Genomic DNA, 25,740 nt, shown 5'->3' on the forward strand with positions numbered 1-25,740 from the left:
CTTACGCCGTTTTTTTATTTTTCTCCCGTTTGACAGCTACGTTACCTCTACTTGCCCAGATAATCAAAGGCAATAATAAAAGAGACAAGAGACCGCCACCTATAGAAAGCATAGAATAACTTGTATGAGAGACTACCATTCCTGACAACATGCCCCCAGTTGCTCCTGATAATGCGACCAACACATCCATAGAGCCTTGAACCTTTGCGCGTGTGGAAGGAGTCGTGGCATCCACGATTGTTGCCGTGCCACTTATCAAACCGAAGTTCCAGCCTAGGCCGAGTAGTGCCAAAGCCAAGATCAATACAAATAAATTATCACCAGGAGCAGTCGCCGCCACAATCCCCGCAAGCAGCAATGTTACACCCGCTGCTGAAGCCATAGCCGTACGCCCGACCTTATCGACCAGAACCCCCGTAACTAATGAGGGTAGATACATGGCACCAATGTGAATTCCGATTACAAGTCCAATAGCATCCAGGCCGTGTCCATGGTGACCCATATGAATCGGTGTCATCGTCATGATTGCGACCATCACCATCTGAGTCAACACCATTACAGATCCACCGATGATGATTCCTCGGTTATTCTTTACATTGGTTGGAGTAGGTGTTGTAACTGAATCCGCCCATTCCTCAATTTCCAACGCTTTAGAAACCATTAAAGGATCTGGTCTCATGAAGACAAGTAATATCAGCCCAGCCGTAATGAAAGCTGCCGCTCCTAAAATAAAGGGACCAGCCAATGATGGTACACCTATTGAAACTGCAAAATCTCCCATAACACCCACTAGATTGGGTCCCGCTACTGCTCCAACTGTAGTCGAAACTAGTGCAATACTAATTGCTTTACCTCGTTGTTTAGCAGATGCCAGGTCTGTACCGGCATATCTTGCTTGAAGATTAGATGCCGTACCTGCCCCATAGAATAGGAGGGAGAAAAACAGCAACCACACATTGTCGGTGACTGCCGCAAGCACAACACCCAGGGCACTAATTCCTCCGGTTAGGAATCCTCCTGCCAAGCCAATCCGGCGACCAAAATTTTGCGATACACGACCAATCAAGTAAGCCGCTCCTGCTGAACCTAACGTCAATAACGCTACAGGAACACCAGAATATGCATCAGTACCAAGCATATCTTGAGCCAGCAAGGCGCCTACTGTAACACCAGCTGCTAGACCTGCCCCACCAAAAATTTGTGAAAGAACGACAATAATAAGTGTTCGTCGATATAATTGATTTATTTTTTCAGGGGAAGCGTCTATCTCTTCTGAAACCCTTTTTTGTTCGTTCATTTTACTCTCCCCTTCATTCATTAAAAAACATTTATTCCTATTTTAGCATGCTTCCATCAAGAGAGCTTTTTATTTTTTAACATATATTTGATTAACTAATCATAAAAAATTTAGAAGAACACTATGAGGGGTTGAAAACATGCGGACAGAATATAGGCGATGGTCCCAGTATCCATATCAAGGAGAGCGAACTCCCCCAGTTGGAAATCCTAATGCTGGCTTTTGGCCAATGTTTTTTATCAGGCGAGAAGGAGCCAACAGATTCCTAGATCCTTTCGGGAAAGAAATTACTTGGCAAATAAGAGAACCTTTATCCATAGATTGGAGCAACGAATTACAGATCGTAGAACAAACGATGAGTGTTCTAACCCCACAACAGATACAAAGCGCGCAATATTGGGCTACCGGTGAAATTGCGGAAAGATTTTCAACCATGCTGTATGATTTCGCTGAGCAATATCCGATGGGATCACCAAACTGTGCCCGCATGCAGGGATTTTTCCATGCAACCATGAATGACGTTTTTGTCGTTTGCTGGTATTTAAAGTATTTATGGGATGTTGCCCGCCCCAACCAATATGGGAGAAATATTAGAAGGCTGATGGATACACCCAGATTTCCTGCATACCCCTCTGCACACGCAACCTTAGCAGGAGCAGCTCAAGAAATAATGACGTACTATTTTCCGCAAGAACAAGCCCGAATTAATTCTACTACTGAGGCTTCTGCTCAATCCCGATTGTATGCGGGGGTTCATTTTAAAGTGGACAATGATGAAGGGTTAAGACTTGGTCGGCAAATTGGCAGGATGATCGTGGCAGTGTTAAAGGTTCAGAATGTGAAGCAATGATAATTCATCGAAAGCCTACTGACTTATACGACAAAGTTAGTAGGCTTAAAATTCGCAAAAGGTTTACAATCCTTTTGATTCCTCGGTTTGAATTTCTAAACGTTCTACTCTTTCCATAATCCTTCTTTTTTGATAGAGCATAGTGCCAGCTTCCGTTAGATCGCTTACCATAGTACGATTGGCGAACGCTCCAAAAAGTATCCCTGCTACCGGTACCAATTGGAAAAGCTTCTTCCAACCAAAGGACTCTGTGAATGTCACGGTTACTTCTCTCCATCCTTGTAGTTGGGAGAATACCTCTTTAGATTTCATTTCTTCATTCGAAAAATCAGCCAGTTCATTCAAAATTGCCTGCTTCCCAACAATATCTGCCGATGTAAATTGCAAGCATTTCAGGATAAATATCCTCTCCGTTTTTTCTTTCGGATCATATCCATGCAGAATCGCTATTTCCTGTAATGTTTTTAAAGATATAGCCAAGATGGCAGGAATATCAATAACTAAAGTGAAGATCCCCCCGATACCAGTACTTGCTCCTTGGAGGGTAGCTGCGTTTTTACGTGTACTGCCCAATGCGAGAGAAGCTTCTTTCATTTCAACTACAGGTACATCTTGAAAATCTTTTAATTCAGTAATTGTTCTGCCGGTTTTTTTCTCAAAATAATGAAACACACTCTTCTCGTTTGAGAGATAACTCCCTCCGTTCTGAATAAAGCTCCCCAGTTCATCAAGCAGGCTTCCTATCTTCCCTTGAATAAATTTTGGAGTCAATCTATCAAGCAATTTAAAAGGGATGCGGCCAATCCGTTCCCAAAACCATAGCCCCTTCTGATCCTTTTCCCATTTTTCTATTACTTTCAGTTCATTTTGCAGTGTTTCTTTTGTTTCCACGTGAGTTTCTCCTTTGGATTTATGAGGTTGGGTTATCTTCTGTTTATTTTTGAAACTTTTACTTTCAGCATACGTAAAGAGATTACCATAACTATTCAGGAGGCAACGATGAAAAAAGAATTAACTATGAAACGTTTATTAAATATCATAGGACTCTTTATTTTTCTAGGCATGATTATCATGGCCCTTACAAACCCATTAACTATAGATCCAAACTTAGGAATCTATCAAATTGATAAGGCTGTTATTAAAGGAAAAGAGCTATACAACTTTGCAATTTTTCTACTAATATCTAGCATCACTTATTTTCTTCTGGTTCAATTATACTTTTCATCTGCTATAGGACGAAAGGTATTTTTCATTGTTCTTTCTGTTTTAGCCATCGCGGCACCAATGGTTGCTATCTACCTTGAAAGTTGATTATTTGTTAGATCACTTTTTTTGACATTGAGAATGTGTTCTTTTATTTTCCAAGCCTTTTATCGCTTTTGAAACATTTTCTTTTAATTTTAGATACTGATTTAAGTTTGTATCTTGAAATGCTTCTGCTCTGTTGGAAAAAATATCGGAATATTGTATATCATTTTCAAATTGTGAAACTGTAAAATCATAGCGAATTCCATTTACCCTGTTATAAAAATGCCACCCTTCTGGCATTCGGGTCTTTAGTATTTCTCCGCCTAAAAAATCTTGTACTATTAGGGAAGTAACTCCACATTGCCCTTTTGCAGGATTTTCTGGACTCCACTTTGAGCTTGTACTATTAGACCAAGATTTTAATAAAGCATCTATTAATGTATCTTTGTCGATAATTTCTTGTTCATTTGCGTAATCAATAGCCGGCAGTGATTTTATCAATCTCTCCATTGTGTTTATTACTAGTTGCGGTTCATCATTCTGTATGTAATGGGCACTATTTTCAGCAAGTATAAATTGACCATTTGTTGTAAATCTTAGTATCTCCTCTTGCATACTATTCCATAAAGCTTGAGATTCCTTGGAGTAATGCGCTTTTTTCCCTGCTGACACCACGAGTGTTGGTGTATCTAAAATTCTATTACTTATTTTAAGTTGGTCCAAACTCTCCATAAACTCTTGGAAGTCCCCTTCATGAGTGAACTGTTTACTATAGGCTTCTTTGAATTCTTCAGACATCGTGGGGAGAAACCTTTCCGGATATTCTTCGGGAGTAGAATCTATGAAAACTAATCCAGCTACCTCATGAGGGTACATATTATTAAATAAACGCATGTTCACACCACCGTATGAATGACCAACGAGAATATAGGGTGGCAAGACATTCTTTCTCTTTAGGAGTTCTCTTAGTTCCTCTACCATAAATAGGCTGGTCCTGGGATTAGAGCTTCTTTCGCTTTTCCCAAGGCCAGCTCTGTCATATAGAATGACCTGAGTTAATTTAGAGATAGCAGGATAGATTGATTTCCAGGATTTTGAATAATCTCCATAACCAGCGTCCATGATAACAGTTGGAAATTCACTTATTTCCCCATAGATTTTACAATTCAAGTGAAAATTGTTAGTAATTAATGGACCTATATTCATTTCAAATCCCCTTACTTTGCATAGCTAATATTGTGCTTTTGTTTTTCGATATTAATTTTGGGCTGATAAAGTTCCACCAGTTTAATAACCTCGTCTACTAATTGTTCTAAACTCGAAAGACTTTCACTCGGATTCCCTAGTAAGATGTTATTCATTCTTGAAAGAAAGTCATCGGGTTTTATATGCATTTCTTTTATTTTATGCGACATCCACTTATATGCGGGGTGATGCATATATATGGAGTTTAATCCAAACAGAACCCCCATCAACTTCTTTTGCACCTCACACAGTACATTGTAAAGCATAAGCCAATCCTTTCGTTCTATGAGAGCACGGCGGTTATTCCACCTGGCTCCAAGATCAAGATTGTCTGAAATCATCTTGGCTGCGAGTTCACTTGGATATTTAACCACACTTTTCTTAAACACATCTATTACACTATGGCCATACAAACCTACCCCATTTTGAATGGAAGCAATTAGACACTGTTTATCAAAACTAACGTCAGATTTCACCATTACATCTTCTATGTGAGATTGTATGGATGAGGTTAGAAAACTACTAATCTCCAATTTAACTCCATCCTGTGTTACATATGACTCTGACCATTCTTCGTCTTCATAAGGATGGTAGGTAAGTATTCTCCCTTCTACAGATTGGATAGGCACTTTTCTATCGTCATCAGTAGGAGCTTCTTTCCAAATAATATGTAATTCAATATCTGAAAACTCATCTTCCCAACCTAACGCCACGGACCCGGCCAGGAGGATCGCATCTACCTTTGAGTTTGTTTTATAAATGGTTGCCATTTCTATGGCTTTTTGTTTCAAGTCCATTAATATTTACCCCAATCAGTTTTTTTCTATTTCATCTTACATGTTCCCCTTGCCTAAATATGATAGGACTGATCCCTGACCACAACTGTTTTAGGTTGAAATCTAATTAACACATTAGACGAATCTAGGTTTTGAAACCTCTGGTTCCATTTAGTTTCATCTTCCCCAAGATATTTCGAAATGATTTTATATGCTATAACTGAGTTAAAAGGCTCTAGAATACCATTTCCGCGGAATCCTGCATGGTGCACTTTACCGGTAGTAAAATCAAAGTCAACTATCCCTATTGCACACTTTGAGTTATTCTGAATTCTTTTCGGAAAAGTATCCTTGGCAGTTCCAATTATCCATAATTCATTTTTCTCCCAATGAAACCAAACAGGAGAATCTTTAGGAATATCCCCCTCAACAGTTGCCAGATGAGCAAACAAAGGTTTTCCTAGCATTGCTTCAAGGTCAAAGCTTCTCTTTTTATCTCGGATAATTTGCAAATCTACCGACTCCTATTTATCTTTTAGGTACTCCTCCAAATCTTGCTCTTCTATAATTTCAACGCTGCGTTTATTCTCTGCATAAGCAAGAATGTGTTCCTTAATATTCGGATATAGAATCACTTTATCCAATTCGGTTAAAGGAATCCATTTTACTCCTGTCTGATTAGGATCTGGGTCAGCTGGCATTCTTGGTTTACAACCTTCTTTTATATTGCATTCAAACATCAATCCCAAAGAATGCGTGTCTCCATACTTATTATTGTTTAAGTGAGGGGCATATTCATAAACAAAGGCCAATGGGCCAACTTCCACATCTAAGGACGCCTCCTCTTTCGCTTCTCTTCTTACAGCTTCCTTTACCGTCTCCCCTGGCTCTGTACCTCCAGCAGGCAAATTATAATGCAATCCATTTTCATCATGAAATTCAATCAATAAAATAGAGTCGTCCTGTATTATCAAAGCGCCAGCTCTTACTCTAATATGAAATGACATCAATGAAGTACCTACCTTTTTTAATATTATTTTAAGTCGCTTGGAATGGTTGCCATTAGATTGTTATGTATAATCCAAGAAACAATTGTTGTACTATCTCTAACGTTTTTTGATTGAATATCCTCCAGTAGTTTCCTGACTCCTATCTCACATGTAGCGACACCTTGAAATATGCGGTAAATATTTTCGGGGCTGCTATAGGAAGTATTTGGGCATTCCACTAACCCGTCAGTAGTCATGAAAATATGATTTTCACCAGTTCGCAGTTCCTTCACACCCGTGCTATAGCAAGGAACGTCCTTGTTGAATGTACTTTCTCTACCCACCCATTCATAAAAGCTGCGGTGGTTCTGTTGGTATTCGCCTAACTCTTCAAGTTCAGGATGATGTAAAAGCAACAGACAGTCCCCTATTGAGAACCACCATAAATACTTCTCTTTGCGCAATGCAAATAAACAAGCTGTCTCTCCCTGAACATTCTCACACTCCAGTATGAAACTCTCGCTTTGAAAGATATCCAAGATCAAAGCATTCAGACTTGTAAATAAACGTTTTACTGGCAATGTAAAAATGTCCAAAAACCTTTGTTCATTCTTTTCAATTGTTGAAATAACCAACTCAGAACTTTCCGCTGTAAAATGAGCATCTAGTAAAATCACAAACTCCCAATCTTGTTTATCATCACACCAGATTAAACACCCATCCTCATTTTTGTATTGTCCTGCGGTGGAATTCCCGCCAAAACGACCGAGAACTACCTTTTCACCAACTTTCGATACATTAATTTCGTCCACGAAATGTTTATTGCTTCCTACCCAACTCAGTTTGTTTACCACTGTTGCATCCCTCTCTTAACTCCCTAAATACTTTGTTGGAAGCTCTTCTTCAATAAGTTTTTCATTGAAAAAAACTTTGTATGCTTTTGCACTTGGTCTTGAACTAACAATATGCTCGAGTTTATTGTTCACATAATGAAGGGCAACACCATCATCGGTTGCAATACCTGGAATGATTTTTTTACTTGCCACCAATTCTTGATAAGACGGTTTCCTTTTAACTTCCCGATCATAATGAGGACAATTGCTACCTTCTAAGAGGCCTAAGCACTGAATAGGTTCTAATACATCCCCAAAGGAATCAGTCACACCTTCTTGAAACCAACAAATGGACCCTGCACTAATACCGGCAAGTAAGACACCTTTGTCATATGCCTTTTTCAGAATGACGTCTAGTCTCCATTCTTTCCACAGTATTAATAGATTTCGAGTGTTGCCACCTCCGACATAGATAATATCTTTTTCTAATAAAAAAGTTTCAAAGTCTCTCGTAGGAGGGTTAAAAAGAGAAAGATGGGACGGTTCACATACCTGCTTCTCAAAAAACTGATAAAACCTAGCAATATAATTATCCGCGTCACCGCTTGCAGTGGGAATAAAGCATATCTTAGGTGTGGGCTTACCTGATTGTTGGAGGATATAACGATCTAACAATGGGTTCTCAGGTTCCATTGAAAAGCCTCCTCCACCGAGGGCGATCAGTTGTTTCATAATCAATTCTCTCCTTTGAAAGTGTTCCGAGTCATTTATGGTATATTGTACCATATAGTAAACCTAGATAATTTAGAATTATCTCATTATAGAGCAATGTGCGCAAAAAAACACCGAAACTATGTCCGGTGTTCTAACTAGTTAAATGATATTTTGTGCTAATGAAGATATTATGCTAGAGGTGTAATTTTTAGGGGGGGATGTTAAGAAGCTTTTTGATGGTTATCTTACTTTGGCGTTCTTCTCAATTAGAAGATCTGTATCAAATTTAAATGAATCAAGTCTTTCGTTTGTGGCATTAAGACGTAAATCGATCTTTTTCATATCACGACGGTATTCATCTTTATAATCTTTGAACTCAGTTTTTAACGTATCAACGTCATTCTTTAACGTGCTTATGTCTACCTTCATCTCATTGATTCCTTGCAGGATTTGTTTCAAAAGTTCATTTTCCACTTTAGCTCACCTCCCTTTTTGTTATTATAGCATGTCTATAAGATATCATGTACAAATCATCATTATTTTATAGGTGAAAAGACCCGAATGCAACTTTCAGAATAATACAAGATCAAGTTAACATAGTGTTTTATAAGGAGTTATTCCTTCCTAATCATTACCCAAGCTTCAACCAAGGGGCTGATTGCTTTGTACAAGAATAATCATAATCAAATTATCCTATTGTTAGGTGTAATCTTATTGCTATTCGTTGTTGTTAATGTTGTACGTCACGTTAGGATTTATGTTGTTTATAGTTCTGGTGTAGGTCCATTCTTTATAGGAGGACTAATAATTTTGGCCATAGTGGTTCTTTATGCTAGAAGATGGAGGTATTAATTCAAGAACAATATAGCTAACGGGACCCAAAACCTTGTCCTAAGTAAGATTTTAATCTCTTGGGACGATTTTGAGGACCTCTCTCCTCCTGATCTCTTGTCAGTGAAGTCTTCATAACAGCTATGAGGACTTCTCTTCTCCTTTTTCCTCGTCACCGAGGTCTTCATCCCAACGAATCCAGCATTGCACCATCTAATATTTCTCAAACAATAAAAAAACAGGAAGGATTTGTGCTCCCTCCTGTTTATGTTATAAATCTTAAAAAGCCTCAAGTTTCACATGCTCATCCACAATCAACGTAGGCTCCGTCGTGTTCTGGATATCCTCGACAGTATAGCCGCTTGCGACTTCCACAAGCTTTAAACCTTGCTCGGTTACATCCATTACTGCCCGGTCTGTGATGATACGGTCCACCACACCTTTACCGGTCAAAGGCAATGTGCACTCTTTTAAGATTTTTGCTTCTCCTGCTTTGTTGACGTGATCCATAATGACGATGATACGCTCGGCACCATGCACAAGGTCCATTGCGCCTCCCATGCCTTTGATCATTTTGCCTGGGATCATCCAGTTGGCAAGGTCACCGTTTTCGCTCACTTCCATGCCACCTAAGATTGCGATATTAACATGGCCCCCACGAATCATTGCGAATGATTCTGCGCTATCAAAATAGGCTGCTCCAGGGATAGCCGTTACGGTTTCTTTTCCGGCATTGATTAGATCTGCATCCACATTTTCCTTTGTCGGGTATGGACCGATGCCTAAAAGGCCGTTTTCTGATTGCAGGACTACCTGTTTGTTATCGGATATGTAATTCGCCACAAGAGTGGGCATTCCGATTCCAAGGTTCACATAGTAGCCGTTCTCTATTTCTTTTTCTGCTCTTTTTGCTATTTTTTCGCGGTTATTAATAGTTGTCATCGTTTGTTCCCCTCCTTGCTAGTCTCTTGTGGTAACACGTTCGATTTTCTTTTCTTGCTGACCTACTATTAGTCGTTGAACATAAATACTTGGTGTCTGTATTAAGTTTGGATCTAAGTCACCGATTTCTACAAGCTCTTCCACTTCAGCAATGGTCACTTTTCCTGCTGCAGCAATCATCGGGTTAAAGTTGCGAGCCGTTTTGTTATAGATGAGGTTCCCCATTTTGTCTGCTTTGGTTGCTCTCACTAAACTAAAATCAGCGCTGTATGCTTCTTCAAGTAAGTATTCTTTTCCGTTGAATTCACGGACTTCCTTGCCTTCCGCAATCGGTGTTCCAACTCCTGCTGGTGTGTAGAATGCAGGTATTCCCGCTCCGCCCGCTCTTATTTTCTCCGCAAGTGTACCTTGTGGTGTTAGCTCTACTTCAAGCTCACCAGACAATACTTGACGCTCAAATTCTTTGTTTTCGCCAACATAGGAGCCGATCATTTTTTTAATTTGTTTGTTTTTCAATAGGAGTCCTAGACCCCATTCATCAACACCGCAGTTATTGGAAATGACCGTTAAATCTTTTACTCCTGTTTCCACAAGTGCAAGAATTAAGTTTTCCGGTATGCCGCATAATCCAAATCCTCCGACCATGATGGTAGCCCCATCATGGATGTCTTTCACCGCTTCCGTAAAGGATGTATAAACTGGTTTCATCTTAAGTTGCACCTCTCTCTTTATATGTTTTCTACTATGGTAGCGACACCTTGTCCGCCGCCGATACATAATGTTGCAAGACCTTTTTTCGCTTCACGGCGTTTCATTTCATGGATAAGTGTTACCAAGATTCTTGTCCCGCTTGCACCAATCGGGTGACCTAAGGCAATTGCACCGCCATTAACATTCAGCTTTTCTGGATCAAACTGCAATTCTTTTCCTACCGCCAGTGCTTGAGCTGCGAAAGCTTCATTTGCTTCCACCAGGTCCATTTCTTCCATGGACTGGCCGCCTTTTTCCATCGCTTTTTTTACGGCAGTAACAGGACCGATTCCCATGATGCTTGGATCCACCCCACTGCTTGCATTTGCAACGATTTTTACGAGTGGTTTAATTCCAAGCTCTTCTGCTTTTTCCTTGCTCATTACCACTACTGCCGCAGCTCCGTCATTTATCCCGGATGCGTTACCAGCTGTAACAGAACCATCCTTTTTAAAAGCAGGACGCAATCCGCCAAGCTTTTCTGCTGTGGTTCCTTTTCTAGGATATTCGTCTGTATCTATCGTCAGAATTTCTTTTTTCTTTTTCACTTCTACAGGAACAATCTCGTCTTTGAACTTGCCGTCTTCGATTGCTTGAACTGCTTTCTGTTGGCTGTTTGCAGCAAATTCATCTTGTTCTTCACGCGTTAATTCGTATTGAGTGCAGAGGTTTTCAGCTGTCACTCCCATATGGTAATCATTAAATGCGCAAGTCAATCCATCCGCCACCATGGTGTCGACTAACTTCTGATCGCCCATTTTGAACCCATCACGAGCACCTTTTAATAAGTAAGGAGCTTGAGACATATTTTCCATCCCACCGGCAATGACAATATCTGCATCCCCAGCTAGGATTGCTTGTGTGGCAAGGTGAACTGCTTTCAACCCCGATCCACAGACTTTATTGATTGTCATGGAAGATACTTCTTGAGGAAGGCCAGCTGCCATCGCCGCTTGTCTTGCAGGATTCTGACCAAGACCTGCCTGCAGAACATTTCCCATGATTACTTCATCTACACTATCTGGTGCAAGCCCGGCTTTCGCGAGCGCTTCTTTAATGACAACGGATCCTAACTGTGGAGCGGAAACATCTTTAAATGCCCCACCAAAACTTCCAATCGCTGTTCTGACAGCGCTTACAATAACTACTTCTTTATTCGACATAATTTCCTCTCCTCTCGACTGATTAATTTCTAGATTCATGTCGAAAATCCTTCTTTTTTTATAAAATTTCTATTATTCTTGCTTTTAGTACCCTCTATTCCATAAAATTAAAGATGGGAGAAATTATTCGTGAAGGGGGAAACAACTATGAACTTGCCGTCCAAAGCCACAATTATCGAAGTCGGCCCTCGTGATGGGTTACAAAATTTGAAAACATTTGTACCAACGGATGCGAAAATTGAATTCATAAGAGAATTGAAAAAAGCAGGAATTCCGGAGATGGAGCTAACCTCCTTTGTCTCTCCAATGTGGGTACCACAAATGTCAGATGCCGCTACTATCATTGAAAGTTGCAATGACAGTGAGACCAGAAATTTTGTGTTAGTACCAAACCAGAAAGGGATTGAGAGATTAAGAAGCACTTCATGTAAAAATGCCGCTGTTTTTGTAGGGGTAAGCGATACATTTAATAAAAAAAATATTAATAAAACTACCGAGGAAAGCTTGGTGGAATTGGAACCTTTAGTAAAAGAATTAAAAGATCAAGGGTATTTTGTGCGTGCATGTATTTCAACTTCATTTTATTGTCCTTATGAAGGGAAAGTAGCCATGGAGGATGTCCTTGCTTTGTGTAAGCGCTTTGTTGCTTTTGGTGTGGATGAATTGAGCGTTGCAGATACAGTTGGAATGGCGAATCCAAAGGAATCTTTTGACCTTTTCACTTTGTTAAAAGAAGTACTTGAAGAGGTAATGTTAACCGCCCATTTCCATAACACGCGTGGTATGGCTCTGGCAAATATTTTTGCTGCGCTTCAAGCTGGTGTGAACCGTTTTGACACCTCAGCAGGCGGGCTTGGTGGCTGTCCTTTTGCACCGGGAGCATCCGGAAATGTGGCAACAGAGGACGTCGTCTATATGCTTGAGCATATGGGCATTGAAACTGGGATCAACTTGAAGCGTGTCGTAAGAGCATTAGAGAACCTCTTACCACATTTAGATAAGCAATATGAAAGCCAATATTATAAACTTGTACAAGCAAATGGAACAGCTGTCCCTCCTGGTGTATAAATTTTTGCTCCCTTACTCACATTAATTAGGGAGAATAAGGAAGGGAGAGTCCTATATGTCCAAGCATAATAACCATAATGGTCCCAGCCAAAAGGGTCAGCCTAACGCTGAGAGCGCGAAGCAAGTTGTTTCTGCTGAAGAAGTGGAACGCGCGAGCCATCCGACTAAGCGTCAGAATTCGGAGCAATAATTTTTTGAAGGAAACTGCAGCGGTTTTTTTGCTAGCAGTTTCTTTTTTTGGATATTTACTATGTATAAATAACGCTGATTGAATTTTAATAGGAACATTGTCTTCATAGACTCTCTATGAACCCTGGTAACTCAGAATTTAACCAACATTGTCCTCATTGAACTGCTATGAACCCCTCTAAGTCAGAATCCCCCCAAACATTGTCCCCATACCAATCCTCAACTCCTAGGTGCAAATAACATGACACCCACTCCGACCAAACAAAACGCCGCTCCAACCCAATCATAAAAATCTGGTGTCTTCCTATCAACGCCCCATCCCCACAGTACCGAAAGAATAATGAACACTCCTCCATATGCAGCATATACCCTACCAAATGAAGGGAAACTTTGAAACGTTGCTAAGACACCGTATAGAGCTAGGGCAATCCCTCCAGCCAATCCCAAATAAGCAGATTTCCCTTCCCTCAGCCAAAGCCATATTAAATAGCCACCACCTATTTCAGCTATTCCAGCCCCAATAAACAAAGCAAAAGCATGTATCAATCTAAACACTCCCTAAGTAATCAATTCAATTCTATTTACCATACTTCCAAATGAGGTCTAAATCAATGCACACAAACATATTTTGTAAAAAGCGTTATAAGAGCGAACTCCTATAACCCATTCTAAATGAAACAGGTGAGATCTCTATGTATTTCGTTTATTTTATGGAAAATAAGAACGTTGTATTAAGTCAGTACCGGAAAGAGTTTCCGAATGTGGATGAGGAATTAAGGATAAAGGGAAGAAAAGGGAGAGTCTTAAGTGTGACTCATGTTGATGACCGTCACATTAATGTTCATGTAGCCTTAGAGAAAGTAGTGAAAAAAGGATTTGTAGACTTATCAAAAAAGAAGAAGAAATAAGTTCAAAACATGGAGGTTCTCAATGGAAGAACCTCTTTTTTGATACTATTTGACCGAAGCACCTTCCGATCATGTTGAATTGTCCTATAGAAGCGTTCTATTCGACCGAAGCATCACCAAAACGTAGCGTTCTGTCCAATAGAAGCGCCCTATACGACCGAAGCACGACCTGAACCTAATACTCTGTCTAATAGAACCTCTCTCCCTACCTCATATCCCTATACCAACGAGGCATATTCTCCCTAAAATCATCATGATCCCCCAAGACATCCATCGCATATCGGGACAATAGATCATACTGCTCGTCTCCCATCTTCTTTCCCCACACGAATGATGAAACTACATGCATCGCACTATAAAGAGCAAATAGCTGCCAAAACTCCTCACTAATTTTCTCTCCACCATTATATCCATCAAGGGCACCAATGGAAAAAGGAACACTAACCTTTATTCCAAAGAAGCCTAGTTTCTGTAAGTCATGTATGGGGTCTCCCCAGTCCATTCTCTGAAAATCAATAAACCCATTGAATTCCTTCCTCTCTACAATAATATTACTAGGGTGAAAATCATCATGCTGGAATCTGTTAGGGCGGCCTTCCATTAAGTACTCATTTAATTTTATATAGCTTATGAGTTTATTGACAACTCTCGTGTCTAAATCCTCTAGTAGCTTTAATTCTTCTATGTATCTGTCACTTTTTCTTTTCTTATGTATGTTCCATGGTTCGGTTCCTTCAGGAGCAGGATATTCATGCAATTTTTTTAGTTCATTCCCCGCTTGAAAGCCAACATGATACTGCTCGCTTTCTGACAAACTACTTAACGCCTCTTCTCCATCTTTACCTGGCAGATATGACAATACCATATAAGCTAATCCTAGGGCTTCCTGTACACCAAATTCTATTGCTTCTGGCACCAAATCCGAGAGTGAGGATAACATAGAGATTGTTTCAAATTCTTTCCTTCTATGATTAGCATCTTCTATAGGAAAAAGACGGATAAGGTACTTATCATCAATTACGAACTTCTGATCATCAGAAAACCCCTTGGTAAGTTGCTGTACACTGTTTGCTTCTCTCATGAACGGAATTTCTTGCTCAATAATTTTAACCAATTAGCCACATCCCCTTTAATAACGCGTATGGACATTATATTATCCCTTATAACTTTATATCGGTCCCCTTATTCCTTCTCCCATTCTAAATCCCGTTCCAACTCTTTGATTGTCTTTAGATGATCCTTGTCGCTCACTATTTGATAATAATCATCAATATACTCTTCTCCTACTGTAATCTGGATATTGCTTGTTTCAATCAAATTATCTTTTGGATTAGATACCAGCAAATTTAGCACATACTCCGCTCCACCTGGTTCCATGTTGAGTTCCTTTTTTAACTCCAGACCTGACAAGTCTTTTAATATCTCTCGAATCGTCTCCTCTTCTTCAATCAGAATCCTTTTCTTGAATGAATATGTACTTGTCTCAAATTCTAGCTTTCTAATTTCCAAATGCCGTATCTCACTATCCTCATGAACTTCGTCAAGCACCGTAGCATCAGACGTAGTGGATATCATTTGGTCATACAGATAGTAACCTCCTACAAGTGTTACCAAAGCTACAGATATTGGTCCGAACCGGCTTTTGCGTAGTAGTAGCTTAACCGCACCGACTAGTAATACTCCAAATACAATCAAACTAATTAGAAACTTTAAGGTAAGAACACCGTCAACCATCCAAACTCCCCTTTTTAATTCTTTTTCTATTAATCTATAACAATTTTAACATAAAATTACATATTTTTTTATTTTCACGACAGTCTTCTTCTGATATTGCCTTCTGCATTTTATGGGAGTAAAATTATCCTTAAATAAAAATTAACCTAACAAGGAAAGTGATTATGATGGAAAAACGCCTTTACATAATTATAGCTATCTTATTTCTATCCTTTCCTTGTTTGGCGTATGGAGAAGTTGCACACTCTTTTCCTTTATCCAGTGACACCATTTCCGCTCATAATGATATGCAAATTGAACCAGCAGTTCAGGCTCCTAGTACAAATGGCTGGCAAAAAAAGAAGAAGGACATTACCTCTGAATCCTCATCTTCTTTTTCAATAGATATTCATCATTTTCCATACAAGCATTCAATCAGAGAAGATATTTCGGCAAAACCCCACCTATTCCTTACGCCATACTTTTACCAAGGTGGCTATCTCTCTTTTACAGTGATTTAGATATTTATTAGACACTAAATCACAGAGAAGAGGAAAGATGATGAATCAGAAAACTGAGTTACAAAAATCCTTAGAAACTTATGCGTTTTTAATTGTAATAACAGGTTTCTTTTTAACGTCAATTGTAGTTGCAGCCATGGTAACCGACCAAAATATATTTTCAACGTTGCCGAAATTTTCTTGGGATATGGTAAATAGTTGGGACGAAATTTTTAATCGGTAAAATAACAAAGTCGACTTGTTTGAGGGATAAACTCTCCATACAAGTCGACCTTTTTTATCTATGCTGATCAATTAAGATAGGGTTGCCATCTGGATCTTCTATTGTGAGGCTGGCCGGTCCCTTAGTTGATTCATCTGCTTCTGTCAGGATTTTAATTCCTTTTTCCTTAAGGTTCTTTTGAAGGACTCTGACATCTGTAAATTCATCCAAGTTCTCTGCATTTTGATTCCAGCCTGGATTAAATGTCAAAATATTTTTCTCAAACATCCCTTGGAAAAGCCCAATCACACAACTTTCATTCTTCATAATCAACCAATTTTGGCTGATTTCCCCTCCCAATACTTCAAAGCCGAGACACTCATAGAATTCTTTTGATTTATGGATGTCTTTAACTGTTAAACTAACTGAAAATGCGCCTAGTTTCATCGTTCCTCCCCCTGGATAGGAATATCCTAGCCGTTTAAGATTTTCCACTCTATTATATCAATAATACGGAAAGAGAAAGTAGAGAATTTTCATTTAATTTATTTTATAATAATCTATAGGGGGAGATATAGATGAATTTTACATATGAAGAAGTACCTAGTGATAGATTAGAAATTTGCAAAGAAATATGTAATGAGTTAATGGTATACCAGAAATCATTGGCGTATATTACACCTGAACGTTTCGATAACATGACATATGAAACTAGGTTAGTTCCCTCTGTAGAAAAAGCTCAACACAATTTTGTGTTAGTAGTCAAAGATGAGGATGAAGTCATTGGCTATGTTTATTCAAACATTTCTCCAAAAGAGGTCTATTCCTCTGATTTCGCCACTTTTTTTGACATGAATACTGTTAAAAAAACTCATGTTGGATGTTTGTCTCAATTCTACATTAAGGATAAATATCGCCAATACGGAATTGGTTCAAAGCTGTTTTCAATGTCCATGGATTGGCTACAAAACTTTGATCAAGTAGAAGATTATTTTATTTTTGTTTCAAATGGGAATGAGCAGGCACTTGAGTTTTATAAGCGAAAGGGCTTTTTTGTAAGTCATGAGATTTTAGATGGGTTTATTACAGTTTTAAGAAACAAAAAGGCGGAAAACAATGAATAATATTTACAGTGATAATCTGGAAAAATATGCAGATGCAAATGAATATGACCATAAACACGAGAATTTTTTAATAGACTTACCTTTAATTCTTGAATGGGCACCTGCAGATGGACCGATAGTTGAATTAGCGTGCGGAACGGGTAGATTGACAGTTCCAATAGCAGAACTAGGGCATGAAATGATAGGAGTGGACATTCATGCAGGCATGCTCGAACAGGCAAAGGCCAAGGCTATTGATAAAAATTTAACCATTCAATGGTTCTTACAGGATTGCACTCAGTTATCTCTTAAACAATCCACTAAGTTAATGTTCATGTGTGGTAACTCCTTTCAACATTTCTTGACCAATGAGGTACAAGATGCACTTTTCCAATCCGTCCACCGACACCTAGAAGATGGAGCGATATTCATTTTTGATACAAGAAATCCGATTATGGAGGAGTTATCAAAAGTGGATGAGTATGAAGAGCATTTTAAGCATTCTAATGGTTTGCGGGTGAGAGAGTATCATAAAGAAACGTATAATCCTATGACACAGATACTTCACTGCGAGACAGAAAGAAGATTTTTCAAAGGCACAAATGTAGCATCGGTAGAGAACGATAAAATATCATTGCGTTATGTTTTCCCATTGGAAATGCGACGTCTTATTAATGTGCATGGATTTAGGATATTACATGAATATGGGGACTGGAAGAAGGGTTCATTAACTCCTAAAAGTCCCCAAATGATCTATGTTTGCCGAAAAATATAGTTTAAAAAGGAGTAGCAACTAATCGTTGGCTACTCCTTCTCCGTAAGGTCTTTCTGGTCTACATTAAATTCAATTAAATTATTGGAAGGATCCATACAAAAGATTTGTGCAAAACCGCTTTTGCTATGAGGTTTTTGTACTATTTCAATGCCTTTACTTTCAAGGAATTCCACCGTTTGATAATAATCTTCTACTCTGATGGCAAAATGACCATCTCTACTGTCGATATGATCTTTGTGCCTCAAGGTTTCTGCCTGTTTATTTTCTATTAAATGAAGCTGAGAATTCCCAACCTCATACCATGCACCAGGAAAGTCAAAGTCTGGTCTTTTTAACTCAGGAAACCCAAGGAGTGTTCCGTAGAAGTTTTTTGCTTCTTCCACATCATTTACTGCAAGGCTGACATGATGTAAGTCTGATATTTTCATCTTGGTTACACGACCTCTCTAATGTAATTTAGCACTAGTATATCACTAGTTGTCTGAGCTTCCCTTTCCTAAAGAGAACCCAGCAAAAAACCTACCACCTTGAGGTTCCAATATTTCCTCTACAATATGTATAACTTTGCTCTTATCATTGGTGGTATAAAATAAATCAAACGCTTCCGTAAATGCTCCTGCAAAGTCAACATCAAATTCTACAAGAGAACGATGAATCCATTTGGAAGAACCGATCCATCTATTATTAGTTCTTAAAACAAATTCTGCTGCAAGTTCAGCAAGTGTTCCGGCTATAAATACTCCCTCAGACCGATTCGTAGTCCCTATAAAGTCATCTAAAACATCGGTAAGGAAATATCGTTTCAACTTAATTGTTGATACGTCCCATTTTTCTGGTCCAGCATGTAAAAGTGTTTTTGCCTCTTGTTTTATATCATCTAAAATACCCTTATCCTTTAGAACAATCCCCTCTGCAATCATTCTTGGCAAGCATGGTCGTGCCCTTTCGCAATCGCTTTTAAGAAATGCTTGATAGGACTCTAGGTTATGGCAGAATAACTCAACCGGCCATCCTAATTCTTCGAAGGATTCCCTGTATGAAGCGGGTAACTTTTGATCAAAGACCACAATATCCAAGTCTGACGTGGGACTCTCCTGTCGACGGACCACGCTACCCGCGAGTATCGCCCCATTACAATCAGGAAAAAATTTTTTTATGATTTTCTTTGCAGCTTCCATTGCAGGTAATCGTTGTAGATGATCTACTTTCATCCTTTAATCACCTCTTTTCCCAAAAGCATATCATAAAAATACATCCATTATTAGATAAAATTTCTCTCTCTTCTCCCCTCTCATTTCCCATCCGGCTTATCCAAATGTTAAACTATGGTTATATATCCTTTTGGAGGTTTTTACGGTGAAACAGCTAAAACGCGTATTGATTGTTATGGGCATTTTACTTTCCTATATCCTGTTTGTCGGTATTTTTTTCACCAATAAAGTAATGTACATTCGTAAAAAAACAAACGAAGAAATTCTCCAGCGTGAAAAACTGCTCGGCCACTTTAAAGAAGATGTTTATTTGAAGTTACCTAAAAGAGAACTTACCATCCCCTCCCCACTTGGATACAATATTTACGGGGAAATGTTTGATGTACCAGGTTCAACCCGTTATATGATTTTCAGTCATGGTGTTACACAGAACACCCTCAATTCGATTAAATACATGAATATCTTCCTTGAAAGAGGCTGGAATGTCGTATTATATGATCATCGTAGACATGGTAAATCCGGTGGGAAGACAACAAGCTATGGCTTTTATGAAAAGCATGATTTAAAAGCGGTCGTAGATTGGGTTCGGGAACATGCAGGAAGTGAAGCAACCATCGGGATCCATGGGGAATCCATGGGTGCTGCAACACTGCTCATGTATGCTGGAGGAATTGAAGACGGTGCAGATTTCTACATCGCTGATTGTCCTTTTTCTGATCTTGAGGAACAGCTGACCTACCGTTTGAAAGCAGATTTCAAAATTCCCAAGCAGCTTGTCATGCCAATTGCCAATACTTTTTTACGCATAAGAGATAAGTACTCCATCCGGGATGTCTCACCCATCAATGTTATTGAAAACATCGAGAATCCAGTCTTATTTATCCACAGTGAACCTGATGACTTTATTCCGATTATGATGACACAGCAACTTTTTGAAAAGAAAAAAGGCAAAAAGCAGTTGTATGTTGCTAGAAACGGAATGCATGCGATGAGCTACACGGAAAATCGCGAGGAATACGAAAAAGCGATTGATGAATTTTTGGAGGAAATTGGTTTTGGCATGAAAGAGTAATACGTAAGGAGCAACCATACCGGTGGTTGTTCCTTTTTTGTTCTTAGAATAATTTCCTATTGTTAATTGAATCATAAAGATAGCGACAATTTTGAAGGAGTGAAAGGAATGGACGAGCAAATCAAGGAATTAAACGCCTTTTTGGAAGGTGAATTCATGGGCATTCATGCGTATGAACATTATATTAAAAACACACAGGATGAAGCGATAAAGAAAGATTTGCAAACGATCCAGCAAAACCATAAGATGCATGCCATATTTGTTGCAGAAAGAATTCAAAACTTGGGTGGCGAAGCGATCGATGATGTAGGCCTGGTAGGAGCTTTTCAGGAGAGAGTACAACAGGTAAAGGGCTACCCGAAGGATTCTCGAGCCATTATTGAAGGCGCTATCCATGGCGAGGAATTCGGCTCCGATATGATGGCAGAGTTTGTGAAGGGTGACCTTGATTTGGAGAGTAAGAATATGGTCCAGTCCATATTGAAGGAGCATATGCAGCATATTGAATTATTGAAAAAACACTTGAAATAGGGAACGAACGAGGACGGTGCGGTTGCGACTGTCCTCTAATTTTTTAGAAATCTGTTTTAAAATCCCCTACCCTACTCCAATATTTACTAATATAATAAAAGAAATAAAAATATGAAGGAGTAGTTAAGCATGCTGGAATATTTCACCGTAACTATCACCCCTTTTCAATCAGAGCGACGAGTAAGTGTCCTGTTACCAAAAGGTTATGAAAAAACGGACAAGCGATATCCTGTATTGTATATGCACGATGGACAAAATTTGTTTATCGATAGCGAAGCAAGCTTTGGGGTCAGCTGGGGGATCAAAGACTTTTTAGAACAAGAGTCAGATCTTGAGATTATTGTGGTGGGTATAGATTGCAACCATGAAGGTTTTGAACGTTTCAACGAATATGCACCATGGGAAAATAGAGAGTTGGGACAAAAGCTCCTCAATGATGAGAACCTTACAGGTGGTAAAGGAAAAGAATATATTGATTACTTAACTTTTGAGTTAAAGCCTTTGATTGATGAAAAATACCGTACACTACCAGAAGAAACGGCAATGGCCGGAAGTTCCATGGGTGGACTTATTTCAACATATGCGGCATGCAAATACCCTCATATCTACAAACGGATTGCATCCCTGTCCTCTGCCTATTGGATTAATCAACGTGAAATAGAAGCATACATACGAGAAAGTGATTTAAATGAGGTTGAACGATTTTATTTAGATGTCGGAACGAAAGAAGATACTTCTTTTATCAATCATCAAATATATATCGACTCCAGTCAAAGTGTATTTGATTTATTGGTAAAGAAGGTCGGGAAGGTACGCTTTGATGTGGTAGAGGATGCAGTTCATAACGAGGCTGCTTGGCGCAAGAGGCTTCCTGCCATGTTTGAGTTTTTGTATAACTAAAACGAAAAGGACTCAACCGGTGAGTCCTTTTTGTCCTTTTCATATTGTTATTTAAAATGTTTCATACGTTACAACTTCATCTAATGGGAAACGTAATGTTCCATGTGCCTCTGCAGCTGAATTACCAACAGAGATTAACATAATAGGGACATAACGCTCAGGGATGTTAAATTCTTTTCTGAAAGCTACTTTATCAAATCCACCCATTGGCACTGAGTCATAGCCTTTTTCTTTGGCTGCAAGCATCAATTGCATAGAGGCTAGCGACGCGTTCATTACCGCTTCATCACGTGCAAACTGGTCATTTGTATAAGCACCGTGAATCTGGTTTGTTAATATTTCTTTTACCTCAGGAGTCATAAATCCTTTGTTCACCACTTCCCCATACACTCTTTCCGCGTTGTGGTTTGCTTCAAGATCACCTAACACCGCAATTGTGACGGAACTGTCGACTACTTGTTGCTGGTTGTAGGCAATTGGTAAAAGCTTCTCTTTCTGACTGTCAGATTGAATGACAAGGAATTTCCAATGCTGCAGATTCCATGAAGATGGTGCAGTAATGGTTGCCTCTAATATGTCTTGAAGATCCTTTTGAGGCATATCGTATTGCGTGTATTTACGCACAGAATGACGTTCTTTCATCGTTTCGATTGCTGATTTAGTAGTTGTGTTATTCATGAAGAAATCACTCCTTCTTCTAGTTGAGTTTGATTACTTTATATTTTTATCACAAGAATATCTCAATGTCAAAATGTATGCATTCGAGATAACTGGAAGTTTCATCTACCATTTGAAAGTAATGGAATAACTCCAATCATTTTATATTTTTCCCCTTTCAACAAAAAAAACTCCATCCCGAAAAAAGAATGGAGTTAGCGATTATTTTAATACTGCAATGACATACAAACATCCATCAATGCCGGCTAAAGATCCGTGTAACGTTTCTTTTGGTAAGTAAATCCGGTCCCCTTCCTGACAGGTAATAAGCTCGCCTCCCACTTCCATTGATACACTCCCACTCAAAATATGTAAGACCTCATTTGTTGGGTGGGTATGAGTAGGATGGGCTTTGAACGGTTCGTCTTTCTGTACTTCCACATATCCTGTTCCCTTGATCGGTAATAGTTCCATTGTTATTTTTTCAAGACTACCTCCTACCCCTCTTTCTACTCGAAACTCTTTAAAGTCTGAAGGGAATGAATAAGTAACCCCTGACGTATTATTATTCTCCTTTTCCAACGACGCGTGAAATGGGCATTTTGATGTCTCCACATTATTATCATCCATTAAGAAGTACTGCCTCCATTCTCTCGTTTCTGTTTTACCATACCAGTTAAGCGAAGGATGAGCCGATACACTATCATACACTTCCAAACGATCCCTGACTGTTTTTTGAAATAACTTACCAATTTGCGTCTCGCCATTTATACCGTCAAACACCCATCTAGGCTGGAAAGTGATCATAAACGTTGAAGCTCTCCTACTTGCTCGTTTTTCATGTGCAGGAGTGTTGCAAACAACGAATATTGGTTCATCATGAAAAGAAAATTCCCATAGATAATGATTTGGATCTGTTGGGATATTTTCCGGCCATTCCTTTTCATCCAGCTGATGTAAGTGTTGGAGTATATTCCAAAATTGTATTTCATACTGTTCTAACGTTTTTTTCTCCTCCGGCTTAAAGAATGCAACAAACGATGTATTCTTCCCGAGTTCCCTCGCTTCTTCAAGATATAATTTTAAAGCATCTGCCAAGTCCTCCATTGCATTTGAACTTGTTGGACTTTCAATAAAAGCAAAACGAAGCGAGCCCTGTTTAAACCCTTCTACCCCGAATACACATGGAAACGGCCGGGTTTCAGACAACATATCGTTTGAGAATTCCGAGAAAACTTGCCTCCCCCATGGAGGAACATTCTTTAATGAATAAAGTACTTCCAGGTCTAATTGCTGCATCCATTCTCCCCCCTTTAGTTAAGCAAAGACTAATTATAAATACGAACAAATCTCTCCATCTATGCATGAAACTGCTCTTCTTCTACATATAAATTTATGGACAAGTCTTGTTGTTAGGAGTAATTAACATGGAAATAATATGGATAATCCTTCACTTTATTGTACTTGGTATCAGTTTGGCTGCTCCGGTGGGTCCAATAAATTTAGAAATGATCAAACGAGGAATTTCTTCTGGGTTTTATGCCTCCTGGCTGGTAGGACTGGGGGGAATGACTGCTGATATTATATTTTTATTAATCATCTTAATTGGAATGGCACCTTATCTTCAACTCCAATGGGTGGAAATATGCATGTATGGAATAGGTGGTACTCTATTGCTATACCTTGGGATAACGACTATCTACAGCTCTTTTACAAAGAGGAAAATTCTCGAGATTGGACAACCTATTCAGAGGAATTCATATGTGGTTGGATTTAGCATTGCTGCTTTTAATCCAATCAATTTTGTTTTCTGGTTCGGCATTTTCGGTTCCTCTATTCACGCTCTTTCCGAGAAAAGTTGGATAGTTGCATTACTAGGTTGCTTCTCCTTATTACTCGGGATTTTTTTGTGGAACTTGAATATCGCCTTTACGGTTCACTTTGCACGCGCGTTTATTAAAGAAAAAATCCTTAAAACCGTTAATCTTGGGGCAGGGATATTTTTGACGGTATCTGCTTTTCCGTTTTTGTTTAGGTTTCTGAAGCTGATTTTATAAAGATGGTGATGGCCCTCTGGGGAATAGGGGGATGATTGGGGGATGCGGGTTTTTCCTGCATACAAAAGAGGTGTTCTACCGTTTGGTGGAGACCTTCTACAACTTTGAGCTTATGTTCTACCCTTTAGTGCCGACCTTCTACATTTCCCAGACTACCTTCTACATTTCCCAAGTCAACTTCGACAATTAAAGCAATTTACCACAAAAAAAACACTCCCCGTTTAAAGATTTTAAAGCAGGTGAGTGTGTATGACAGTACTATACAACTATTCAAGATTTTTTTACAATAACAGTTTCCGTTCTATGTACTCTCGATATATGCGCAATTGCCCCTTTCCTATTATTTCTAAATTTATAATTTCTTCATCATGAAAACACAATTAGGATCTTCTTCGTAATCGGCAAACGGCTCACAATAGTCAAATCCAAAACTTTTATAGAGTTTCTGCGCAGGATAAAAAGCCTCCATGGAACCTGTTTCAAGATATAAATTCTGATAACCACGTTCTTTTCCAGCTTGAATAATGGATTGAAGGATTTGCGCGCCTATACCTTTTCTTAAATGCAACGCTGAAGTTCTCATGGATTTCACCTCACCACTCTTGGCGTCCAACTCCTTAAGCGCTCCACAACCAACAACCTCAGTTCCTTCCCACACGCTCCAAAAAGTAACATCCGGTTTTCTCAAAGCATCTAAGTCCAAATAATGGTTGCTTTCTGGTGGAGAGAGCAGATTTAAATTTCTCATATGCTCCTCAACAAACGCTATGACCGCTGGGTGTGTAACATCATCAATCTTAATTTTCATTTATTATCGCTCCTCTAAAAAAATGAACCCCAAAAGGATTCACTTTACACTTTTTTAACAAACTCCGTCTTTAGCTGCATAGCACCAAACCCATCAATTTTACAATCAATATCATGATCGCCTTCAACAAGACGGATATTTTTCACTTTTGTTCCCTGTTTCACAACAGAAGAACTACCTTTTACTTTTAGGTCCTTTATGACTGTGACCGTATCTCCGTCATTAAGGATATTTCCATTTGCATCCTTGTACACTTTTTCTTCTTCCATTCCCTCCGAACCAGGCGTCCATTCGTAAGCACATTCCGGGCAGACTAGTTGGTTTCCATCTTCATATGTATATTCAGAATTACATTTTGGACAGTTTGGTAATGTTGACATTTATAGG

The 25,740-nt window shown here is 39.0% G+C and carries 34 protein-coding genes and 1 pseudogene; 12 read left to right on the plus strand and 23 right to left on the minus strand.

The window, feature by feature from the left end:
* Position 1: 1 nt before the first annotated feature.
* A complete protein-coding gene (locus tag K7887_RS13060) occupies positions 2–1,297 on the minus strand; it encodes an MFS transporter (RefSeq protein WP_223489728.1) in 1,296 nt (431 codons plus the stop codon).
* 139 nt (positions 1,298–1,436) lie between these two features.
* Here K7887_RS13060 and K7887_RS13065 point away from each other — a divergent pair, with 139 nt between their 5' ends.
* Positions 1,437–2,147 carry a vanadium-dependent haloperoxidase gene (locus K7887_RS13065; protein ID WP_223489730.1) on the plus strand — a complete coding sequence of 237 codons (711 nt, stop codon included), beginning with the start codon at positions 1,437–1,439 and terminating at the stop codon, positions 2,145–2,147.
* A gap of 63 nt (positions 2,148–2,210) precedes the next feature.
* On the opposite strand, the gene K7887_RS13070 is transcribed toward K7887_RS13065, so the two are convergent.
* Positions 2,211–3,038: an EcsC family protein gene (locus tag K7887_RS13070; RefSeq protein WP_223489731.1), complete on the minus strand. Its 828-nt coding sequence runs from the start codon at positions 3,036–3,038 to the stop codon at positions 2,211–2,213.
* Positions 3,039–3,146: 108 nt separating this feature from the next.
* Here K7887_RS13070 and K7887_RS13075 point away from each other — a divergent pair, with 108 nt between their 5' ends.
* On the plus strand, positions 3,147–3,458 hold the full coding sequence (locus K7887_RS13075; RefSeq protein WP_223489732.1) for a hypothetical protein: 312 nt from the start codon (positions 3,147–3,149) through the stop codon (positions 3,456–3,458).
* Positions 3,459–3,470: 12 nt separating this feature from the next.
* Here the strand turns inward: K7887_RS13075 and K7887_RS23105 are convergent, their stop codons facing one another.
* The 11 genes and pseudogenes from K7887_RS23105 to K7887_RS13125 all read right to left on the minus strand — a co-directional run bounded on the left by K7887_RS23105 (position 3,471) and on the right by K7887_RS13125 (position 11,638).
* Positions 3,471–3,905, minus strand: coding sequence for a YunG family protein (locus K7887_RS23105; RefSeq protein ID WP_455755443.1), 435 nt, complete (start codon positions 3,903–3,905; stop codon positions 3,471–3,473).
* Positions 3,885–4,601, minus strand: a pseudogene (locus K7887_RS13080) (alpha/beta fold hydrolase); the annotation flags it as partial. The pseudogene K7887_RS13080 and the gene K7887_RS23105, both read right to left, overlap by 21 nt.
* An 11-nt stretch (positions 4,602–4,612) precedes the next feature.
* Positions 4,613–5,437: a DUF4037 domain-containing protein gene (locus K7887_RS13085; protein ID WP_223489733.1), complete on the minus strand. Its 825-nt coding sequence runs from the start codon at positions 5,435–5,437 to the stop codon at positions 4,613–4,615.
* A gap of 53 nt (positions 5,438–5,490) precedes the next feature.
* Positions 5,491–5,928 carry a pyridoxamine 5'-phosphate oxidase family protein gene (locus K7887_RS13090; RefSeq protein WP_223489734.1) on the minus strand — a complete coding sequence of 146 codons (438 nt, stop codon included), beginning with the start codon at positions 5,926–5,928 and terminating at the stop codon, positions 5,491–5,493.
* 12 nt (positions 5,929–5,940) lie between these two features.
* Entirely contained in the window at positions 5,941–6,423 is a 483-nt protein-coding gene (locus tag K7887_RS13095) for an NUDIX domain-containing protein (protein ID WP_223493649.1), read from the minus strand.
* A gap of 26 nt (positions 6,424–6,449) precedes the next feature.
* Entirely contained in the window at positions 6,450–7,259 is an 810-nt protein-coding gene (locus tag K7887_RS13100; RefSeq protein ID WP_223489735.1) for a PP2C family serine/threonine-protein phosphatase, read from the minus strand.
* A gap of 15 nt (positions 7,260–7,274) precedes the next feature.
* The gene (locus K7887_RS13105) at positions 7,275–7,970 is read right to left on the minus strand and encodes a Type 1 glutamine amidotransferase-like domain-containing protein (RefSeq protein ID WP_223489736.1); all 696 of its coding nucleotides are present in this window, start codon (positions 7,968–7,970) and stop codon (positions 7,275–7,277) included.
* Positions 7,971–8,192: 222 nt separating this feature from the next.
* Complete coding sequence (locus K7887_RS13110) at positions 8,193–8,426, minus strand: hypothetical protein (RefSeq protein WP_223489737.1); 234 nt, start codon at positions 8,424–8,426, stop codon at positions 8,193–8,195.
* Positions 8,427–9,062: 636 nt separating this feature from the next.
* Complete coding sequence (locus K7887_RS13115; RefSeq protein ID WP_223489738.1) at positions 9,063–9,725, minus strand: CoA transferase subunit B; 663 nt, start codon at positions 9,723–9,725, stop codon at positions 9,063–9,065.
* Between the two features lie 18 nt (positions 9,726–9,743).
* Positions 9,744–10,433 (minus strand): CoA transferase subunit A, encoded by a 690-nt coding sequence (locus K7887_RS13120; protein WP_223489739.1) that lies wholly within the window; start codon positions 10,431–10,433, stop codon positions 9,744–9,746.
* Between the two features lie 20 nt (positions 10,434–10,453).
* Positions 10,454–11,638 (minus strand): acetyl-CoA C-acetyltransferase, encoded by a 1,185-nt coding sequence (locus K7887_RS13125; protein ID WP_223489741.1) that lies wholly within the window; start codon positions 11,636–11,638, stop codon positions 10,454–10,456.
* 147 nt (positions 11,639–11,785) lie between these two features.
* Here K7887_RS13125 and K7887_RS13130 point away from each other — a divergent pair, with 147 nt between their 5' ends.
* Positions 11,786–12,706 (plus strand): hydroxymethylglutaryl-CoA lyase, encoded by a 921-nt coding sequence (locus tag K7887_RS13130; protein ID WP_223489743.1) that lies wholly within the window; start codon positions 11,786–11,788, stop codon positions 12,704–12,706.
* Between the two features lie 408 nt (positions 12,707–13,114).
* On the opposite strand, the gene K7887_RS13135 is transcribed toward K7887_RS13130, so the two are convergent.
* Positions 13,115–13,441: a YnfA family protein gene (locus tag K7887_RS13135; protein ID WP_223489745.1), complete on the minus strand. Its 327-nt coding sequence runs from the start codon at positions 13,439–13,441 to the stop codon at positions 13,115–13,117.
* A 146-nt stretch (positions 13,442–13,587) separates the two neighbouring features.
* Between K7887_RS13135 and K7887_RS13140 the strand changes: the two genes are divergently transcribed.
* The gene (locus K7887_RS13140; RefSeq protein ID WP_223489746.1) at positions 13,588–13,803 is read left to right on the plus strand and encodes a hypothetical protein; all 216 of its coding nucleotides are present in this window, start codon (positions 13,588–13,590) and stop codon (positions 13,801–13,803) included.
* A gap of 205 nt (positions 13,804–14,008) precedes the next feature.
* On the opposite strand, the gene K7887_RS13145 is transcribed toward K7887_RS13140, so the two are convergent.
* Both K7887_RS13145 and K7887_RS13150 read right to left on the minus strand, forming a co-directional pair.
* A complete protein-coding gene (locus K7887_RS13145) occupies positions 14,009–14,917 on the minus strand; it encodes an aminoglycoside phosphotransferase family protein (RefSeq protein ID WP_223489747.1) in 909 nt (302 codons plus the stop codon).
* A gap of 68 nt (positions 14,918–14,985) precedes the next feature.
* The gene (locus tag K7887_RS13150; RefSeq protein ID WP_223489749.1) at positions 14,986–15,537 is read right to left on the minus strand and encodes a hypothetical protein; all 552 of its coding nucleotides are present in this window, start codon (positions 15,535–15,537) and stop codon (positions 14,986–14,988) included.
* A 164-nt stretch (positions 15,538–15,701) separates the two neighbouring features.
* Between K7887_RS13150 and K7887_RS13155 the strand changes: the two genes are divergently transcribed.
* Positions 15,702–16,037: a hypothetical protein gene (locus tag K7887_RS13155; RefSeq protein WP_223489751.1), complete on the plus strand. Its 336-nt coding sequence runs from the start codon at positions 15,702–15,704 to the stop codon at positions 16,035–16,037.
* A gap of 37 nt (positions 16,038–16,074) precedes the next feature.
* The gene (locus K7887_RS13160; RefSeq protein ID WP_223489752.1) at positions 16,075–16,260 is read left to right on the plus strand and encodes a hypothetical protein; all 186 of its coding nucleotides are present in this window, start codon (positions 16,075–16,077) and stop codon (positions 16,258–16,260) included.
* Between the two features lie 54 nt (positions 16,261–16,314).
* Here the strand turns inward: K7887_RS13160 and K7887_RS13165 are convergent, their stop codons facing one another.
* Positions 16,315–16,686 (minus strand): VOC family protein, encoded by a 372-nt coding sequence (locus tag K7887_RS13165; RefSeq protein WP_223489753.1) that lies wholly within the window; start codon positions 16,684–16,686, stop codon positions 16,315–16,317.
* 131 nt (positions 16,687–16,817) lie between these two features.
* Between K7887_RS13165 and K7887_RS13170 the strand changes: the two genes are divergently transcribed.
* Positions 16,818–17,363, plus strand: coding sequence for a GNAT family N-acetyltransferase (locus K7887_RS13170; RefSeq protein WP_223489754.1), 546 nt, complete (start codon positions 16,818–16,820; stop codon positions 17,361–17,363).
* Positions 17,356–18,117 (plus strand): class I SAM-dependent methyltransferase, encoded by a 762-nt coding sequence (locus tag K7887_RS13175; protein WP_223489755.1) that lies wholly within the window; start codon positions 17,356–17,358, stop codon positions 18,115–18,117. The genes K7887_RS13170 and K7887_RS13175 overlap by 8 nt, the downstream gene beginning before the upstream one ends.
* 29 nt (positions 18,118–18,146) lie before the next feature.
* Here K7887_RS13175 and K7887_RS13180 read toward each other — a convergent pair whose 3' ends face one another.
* The gene (locus tag K7887_RS13180) at positions 18,147–18,545 is read right to left on the minus strand and encodes a VOC family protein (RefSeq protein WP_223489756.1); all 399 of its coding nucleotides are present in this window, start codon (positions 18,543–18,545) and stop codon (positions 18,147–18,149) included.
* Positions 18,546–18,590: 45 nt separating this feature from the next.
* On the minus strand, positions 18,591–19,328 hold the full coding sequence (locus K7887_RS13185) for a nucleotidyltransferase domain-containing protein (protein WP_223489757.1): 738 nt from the start codon (positions 19,326–19,328) through the stop codon (positions 18,591–18,593).
* Positions 19,329–19,503: 175 nt separating this feature from the next.
* On the opposite strand from K7887_RS13185, the gene K7887_RS13190 reads away from it, so the two are divergent.
* The 3 genes from K7887_RS13190 to K7887_RS13200 all read left to right on the plus strand — a co-directional run bounded on the left by K7887_RS13190 (position 19,504) and on the right by K7887_RS13200 (position 21,831).
* Entirely contained in the window at positions 19,504–20,400 is an 897-nt protein-coding gene (locus K7887_RS13190; protein WP_223493650.1) for an alpha/beta hydrolase, read from the plus strand.
* Between the two features lie 108 nt (positions 20,401–20,508).
* Entirely contained in the window at positions 20,509–20,931 is a 423-nt protein-coding gene (locus K7887_RS13195) for a ferritin-like domain-containing protein (RefSeq protein WP_223489758.1), read from the plus strand.
* A gap of 129 nt (positions 20,932–21,060) precedes the next feature.
* Entirely contained in the window at positions 21,061–21,831 is a 771-nt protein-coding gene (locus K7887_RS13200; protein WP_223489760.1) for an alpha/beta hydrolase, read from the plus strand.
* Between the two features lie 51 nt (positions 21,832–21,882).
* On the opposite strand, the gene K7887_RS13205 is transcribed toward K7887_RS13200, so the two are convergent.
* Positions 21,883–22,509 (minus strand): nitroreductase family protein, encoded by a 627-nt coding sequence (locus K7887_RS13205; protein ID WP_223489762.1) that lies wholly within the window; start codon positions 22,507–22,509, stop codon positions 21,883–21,885.
* A 201-nt stretch (positions 22,510–22,710) separates the two neighbouring features.
* Positions 22,711–23,787, minus strand: a complete 1,077-nt coding sequence (locus K7887_RS13210) for a YqcI/YcgG family protein (RefSeq protein ID WP_223489764.1) — start codon at positions 23,785–23,787, stop codon at positions 22,711–22,713.
* A 128-nt stretch (positions 23,788–23,915) separates the two neighbouring features.
* Between K7887_RS13210 and K7887_RS13215 the strand changes: the two genes are divergently transcribed.
* Complete coding sequence (locus K7887_RS13215; protein ID WP_223489766.1) at positions 23,916–24,545, plus strand: LysE family translocator; 630 nt, start codon at positions 23,916–23,918, stop codon at positions 24,543–24,545.
* Positions 24,546–24,897: 352 nt separating this feature from the next.
* On the opposite strand, the gene K7887_RS13220 is transcribed toward K7887_RS13215, so the two are convergent.
* Both K7887_RS13220 and K7887_RS13225 read right to left on the minus strand, forming a co-directional pair.
* Entirely contained in the window at positions 24,898–25,353 is a 456-nt protein-coding gene (locus K7887_RS13220; RefSeq protein ID WP_223489767.1) for a GNAT family N-acetyltransferase, read from the minus strand.
* Positions 25,354–25,397: 44 nt separating this feature from the next.
* Positions 25,398–25,733, minus strand: coding sequence for a zinc ribbon domain-containing protein YjdM (locus K7887_RS13225; RefSeq protein WP_223489768.1), 336 nt, complete (start codon positions 25,731–25,733; stop codon positions 25,398–25,400).
* Between the last annotated feature and the right edge of the window lie 7 nt (positions 25,734–25,740).

The organism is Sutcliffiella horikoshii (genome assembly GCF_019931755.1).
Lineage (GTDB): Bacteria > Bacillota > Bacilli > Bacillales > Bacillaceae_I > Sutcliffiella_A > Sutcliffiella_A horikoshii_E.

Bases quoted from the DNA above. Each gene is read 5' to 3' on its own strand.
- K7887_RS13060 (WP_223489728.1), bottom strand. From the start codon at position 1,297: ATGAACGAACAAAAAAGGGTTTCAGAAGAGATAGACGCTTCCCCTGAA.
- K7887_RS13065 (WP_223489730.1), top strand. From the start codon at position 1,437: ATGCGGACAGAATATAGGCGATGGTCCCAGTATCCATATCAAGGAGAG.
- K7887_RS13075 (WP_223489732.1), top strand. From the start codon at position 3,147: ATGAAAAAAGAATTAACTATGAAACGTTTATTAAATATCATAGGACTC.
- K7887_RS23105 (WP_455755443.1), bottom strand. From the start codon at position 3,905: ATGGAGAGATTGATAAAATCACTGCCGGCTATTGATTACGCAAATGAA.
- K7887_RS13085 (WP_223489733.1), bottom strand. From the start codon at position 5,437: ATGGACTTGAAACAAAAAGCCATAGAAATGGCAACCATTTATAAAACA.
- K7887_RS13095 (WP_223493649.1), bottom strand. From the start codon at position 6,423: ATGTCATTTCATATTAGAGTAAGAGCTGGCGCTTTGATAATACAGGAC.
- K7887_RS13105 (WP_223489736.1), bottom strand. From the start codon at position 7,970: ATGAAACAACTGATCGCCCTCGGTGGAGGAGGCTTTTCAATGGAACCT.
- K7887_RS13115 (WP_223489738.1), bottom strand. From the start codon at position 9,725: ATGACAACTATTAATAACCGCGAAAAAATAGCAAAAAGAGCAGAAAAA.
- K7887_RS13120 (WP_223489739.1), bottom strand. From the start codon at position 10,433: ATGAAACCAGTTTATACATCCTTTACGGAAGCGGTGAAAGACATCCAT.
- K7887_RS13125 (WP_223489741.1), bottom strand. From the start codon at position 11,638: ATGTCGAATAAAGAAGTAGTTATTGTAAGCGCTGTCAGAACAGCGATT.
- K7887_RS13130 (WP_223489743.1), top strand. From the start codon at position 11,786: ATGAACTTGCCGTCCAAAGCCACAATTATCGAAGTCGGCCCTCGTGAT.
- K7887_RS13140 (WP_223489746.1), top strand. From the start codon at position 13,588: ATGTATTTCGTTTATTTTATGGAAAATAAGAACGTTGTATTAAGTCAG.
- K7887_RS13150 (WP_223489749.1), bottom strand. From the start codon at position 15,537: ATGGTTGACGGTGTTCTTACCTTAAAGTTTCTAATTAGTTTGATTGTA.
- K7887_RS13155 (WP_223489751.1), top strand. From the start codon at position 15,702: ATGATGGAAAAACGCCTTTACATAATTATAGCTATCTTATTTCTATCC.
- K7887_RS13160 (WP_223489752.1), top strand. From the start codon at position 16,075: ATGATGAATCAGAAAACTGAGTTACAAAAATCCTTAGAAACTTATGCG.
- K7887_RS13165 (WP_223489753.1), bottom strand. From the start codon at position 16,686: ATGAAACTAGGCGCATTTTCAGTTAGTTTAACAGTTAAAGACATCCAT.
- K7887_RS13170 (WP_223489754.1), top strand. From the start codon at position 16,818: ATGAATTTTACATATGAAGAAGTACCTAGTGATAGATTAGAAATTTGC.
- K7887_RS13175 (WP_223489755.1), top strand. From the start codon at position 17,356: ATGAATAATATTTACAGTGATAATCTGGAAAAATATGCAGATGCAAAT.
- K7887_RS13180 (WP_223489756.1), bottom strand. From the start codon at position 18,545: ATGAAAATATCAGACTTACATCATGTCAGCCTTGCAGTAAATGATGTG.
- K7887_RS13185 (WP_223489757.1), bottom strand. From the start codon at position 19,328: ATGAAAGTAGATCATCTACAACGATTACCTGCAATGGAAGCTGCAAAG.
- K7887_RS13190 (WP_223493650.1), top strand. From the start codon at position 19,504: ATGGGCATTTTACTTTCCTATATCCTGTTTGTCGGTATTTTTTTCACC.
- K7887_RS13195 (WP_223489758.1), top strand. From the start codon at position 20,509: ATGGACGAGCAAATCAAGGAATTAAACGCCTTTTTGGAAGGTGAATTC.
- K7887_RS13200 (WP_223489760.1), top strand. From the start codon at position 21,061: ATGCTGGAATATTTCACCGTAACTATCACCCCTTTTCAATCAGAGCGA.
- K7887_RS13205 (WP_223489762.1), bottom strand. From the start codon at position 22,509: ATGAATAACACAACTACTAAATCAGCAATCGAAACGATGAAAGAACGT.
- K7887_RS13210 (WP_223489764.1), bottom strand. From the start codon at position 23,787: ATGCAGCAATTAGACCTGGAAGTACTTTATTCATTAAAGAATGTTCCT.
- K7887_RS13215 (WP_223489766.1), top strand. From the start codon at position 23,916: ATGGAAATAATATGGATAATCCTTCACTTTATTGTACTTGGTATCAGT.
- K7887_RS13220 (WP_223489767.1), bottom strand. From the start codon at position 25,353: ATGAAAATTAAGATTGATGATGTTACACACCCAGCGGTCATAGCGTTT.
- K7887_RS13225 (WP_223489768.1), bottom strand. From the start codon at position 25,733: ATGTCAACATTACCAAACTGTCCAAAATGTAATTCTGAATATACATAT.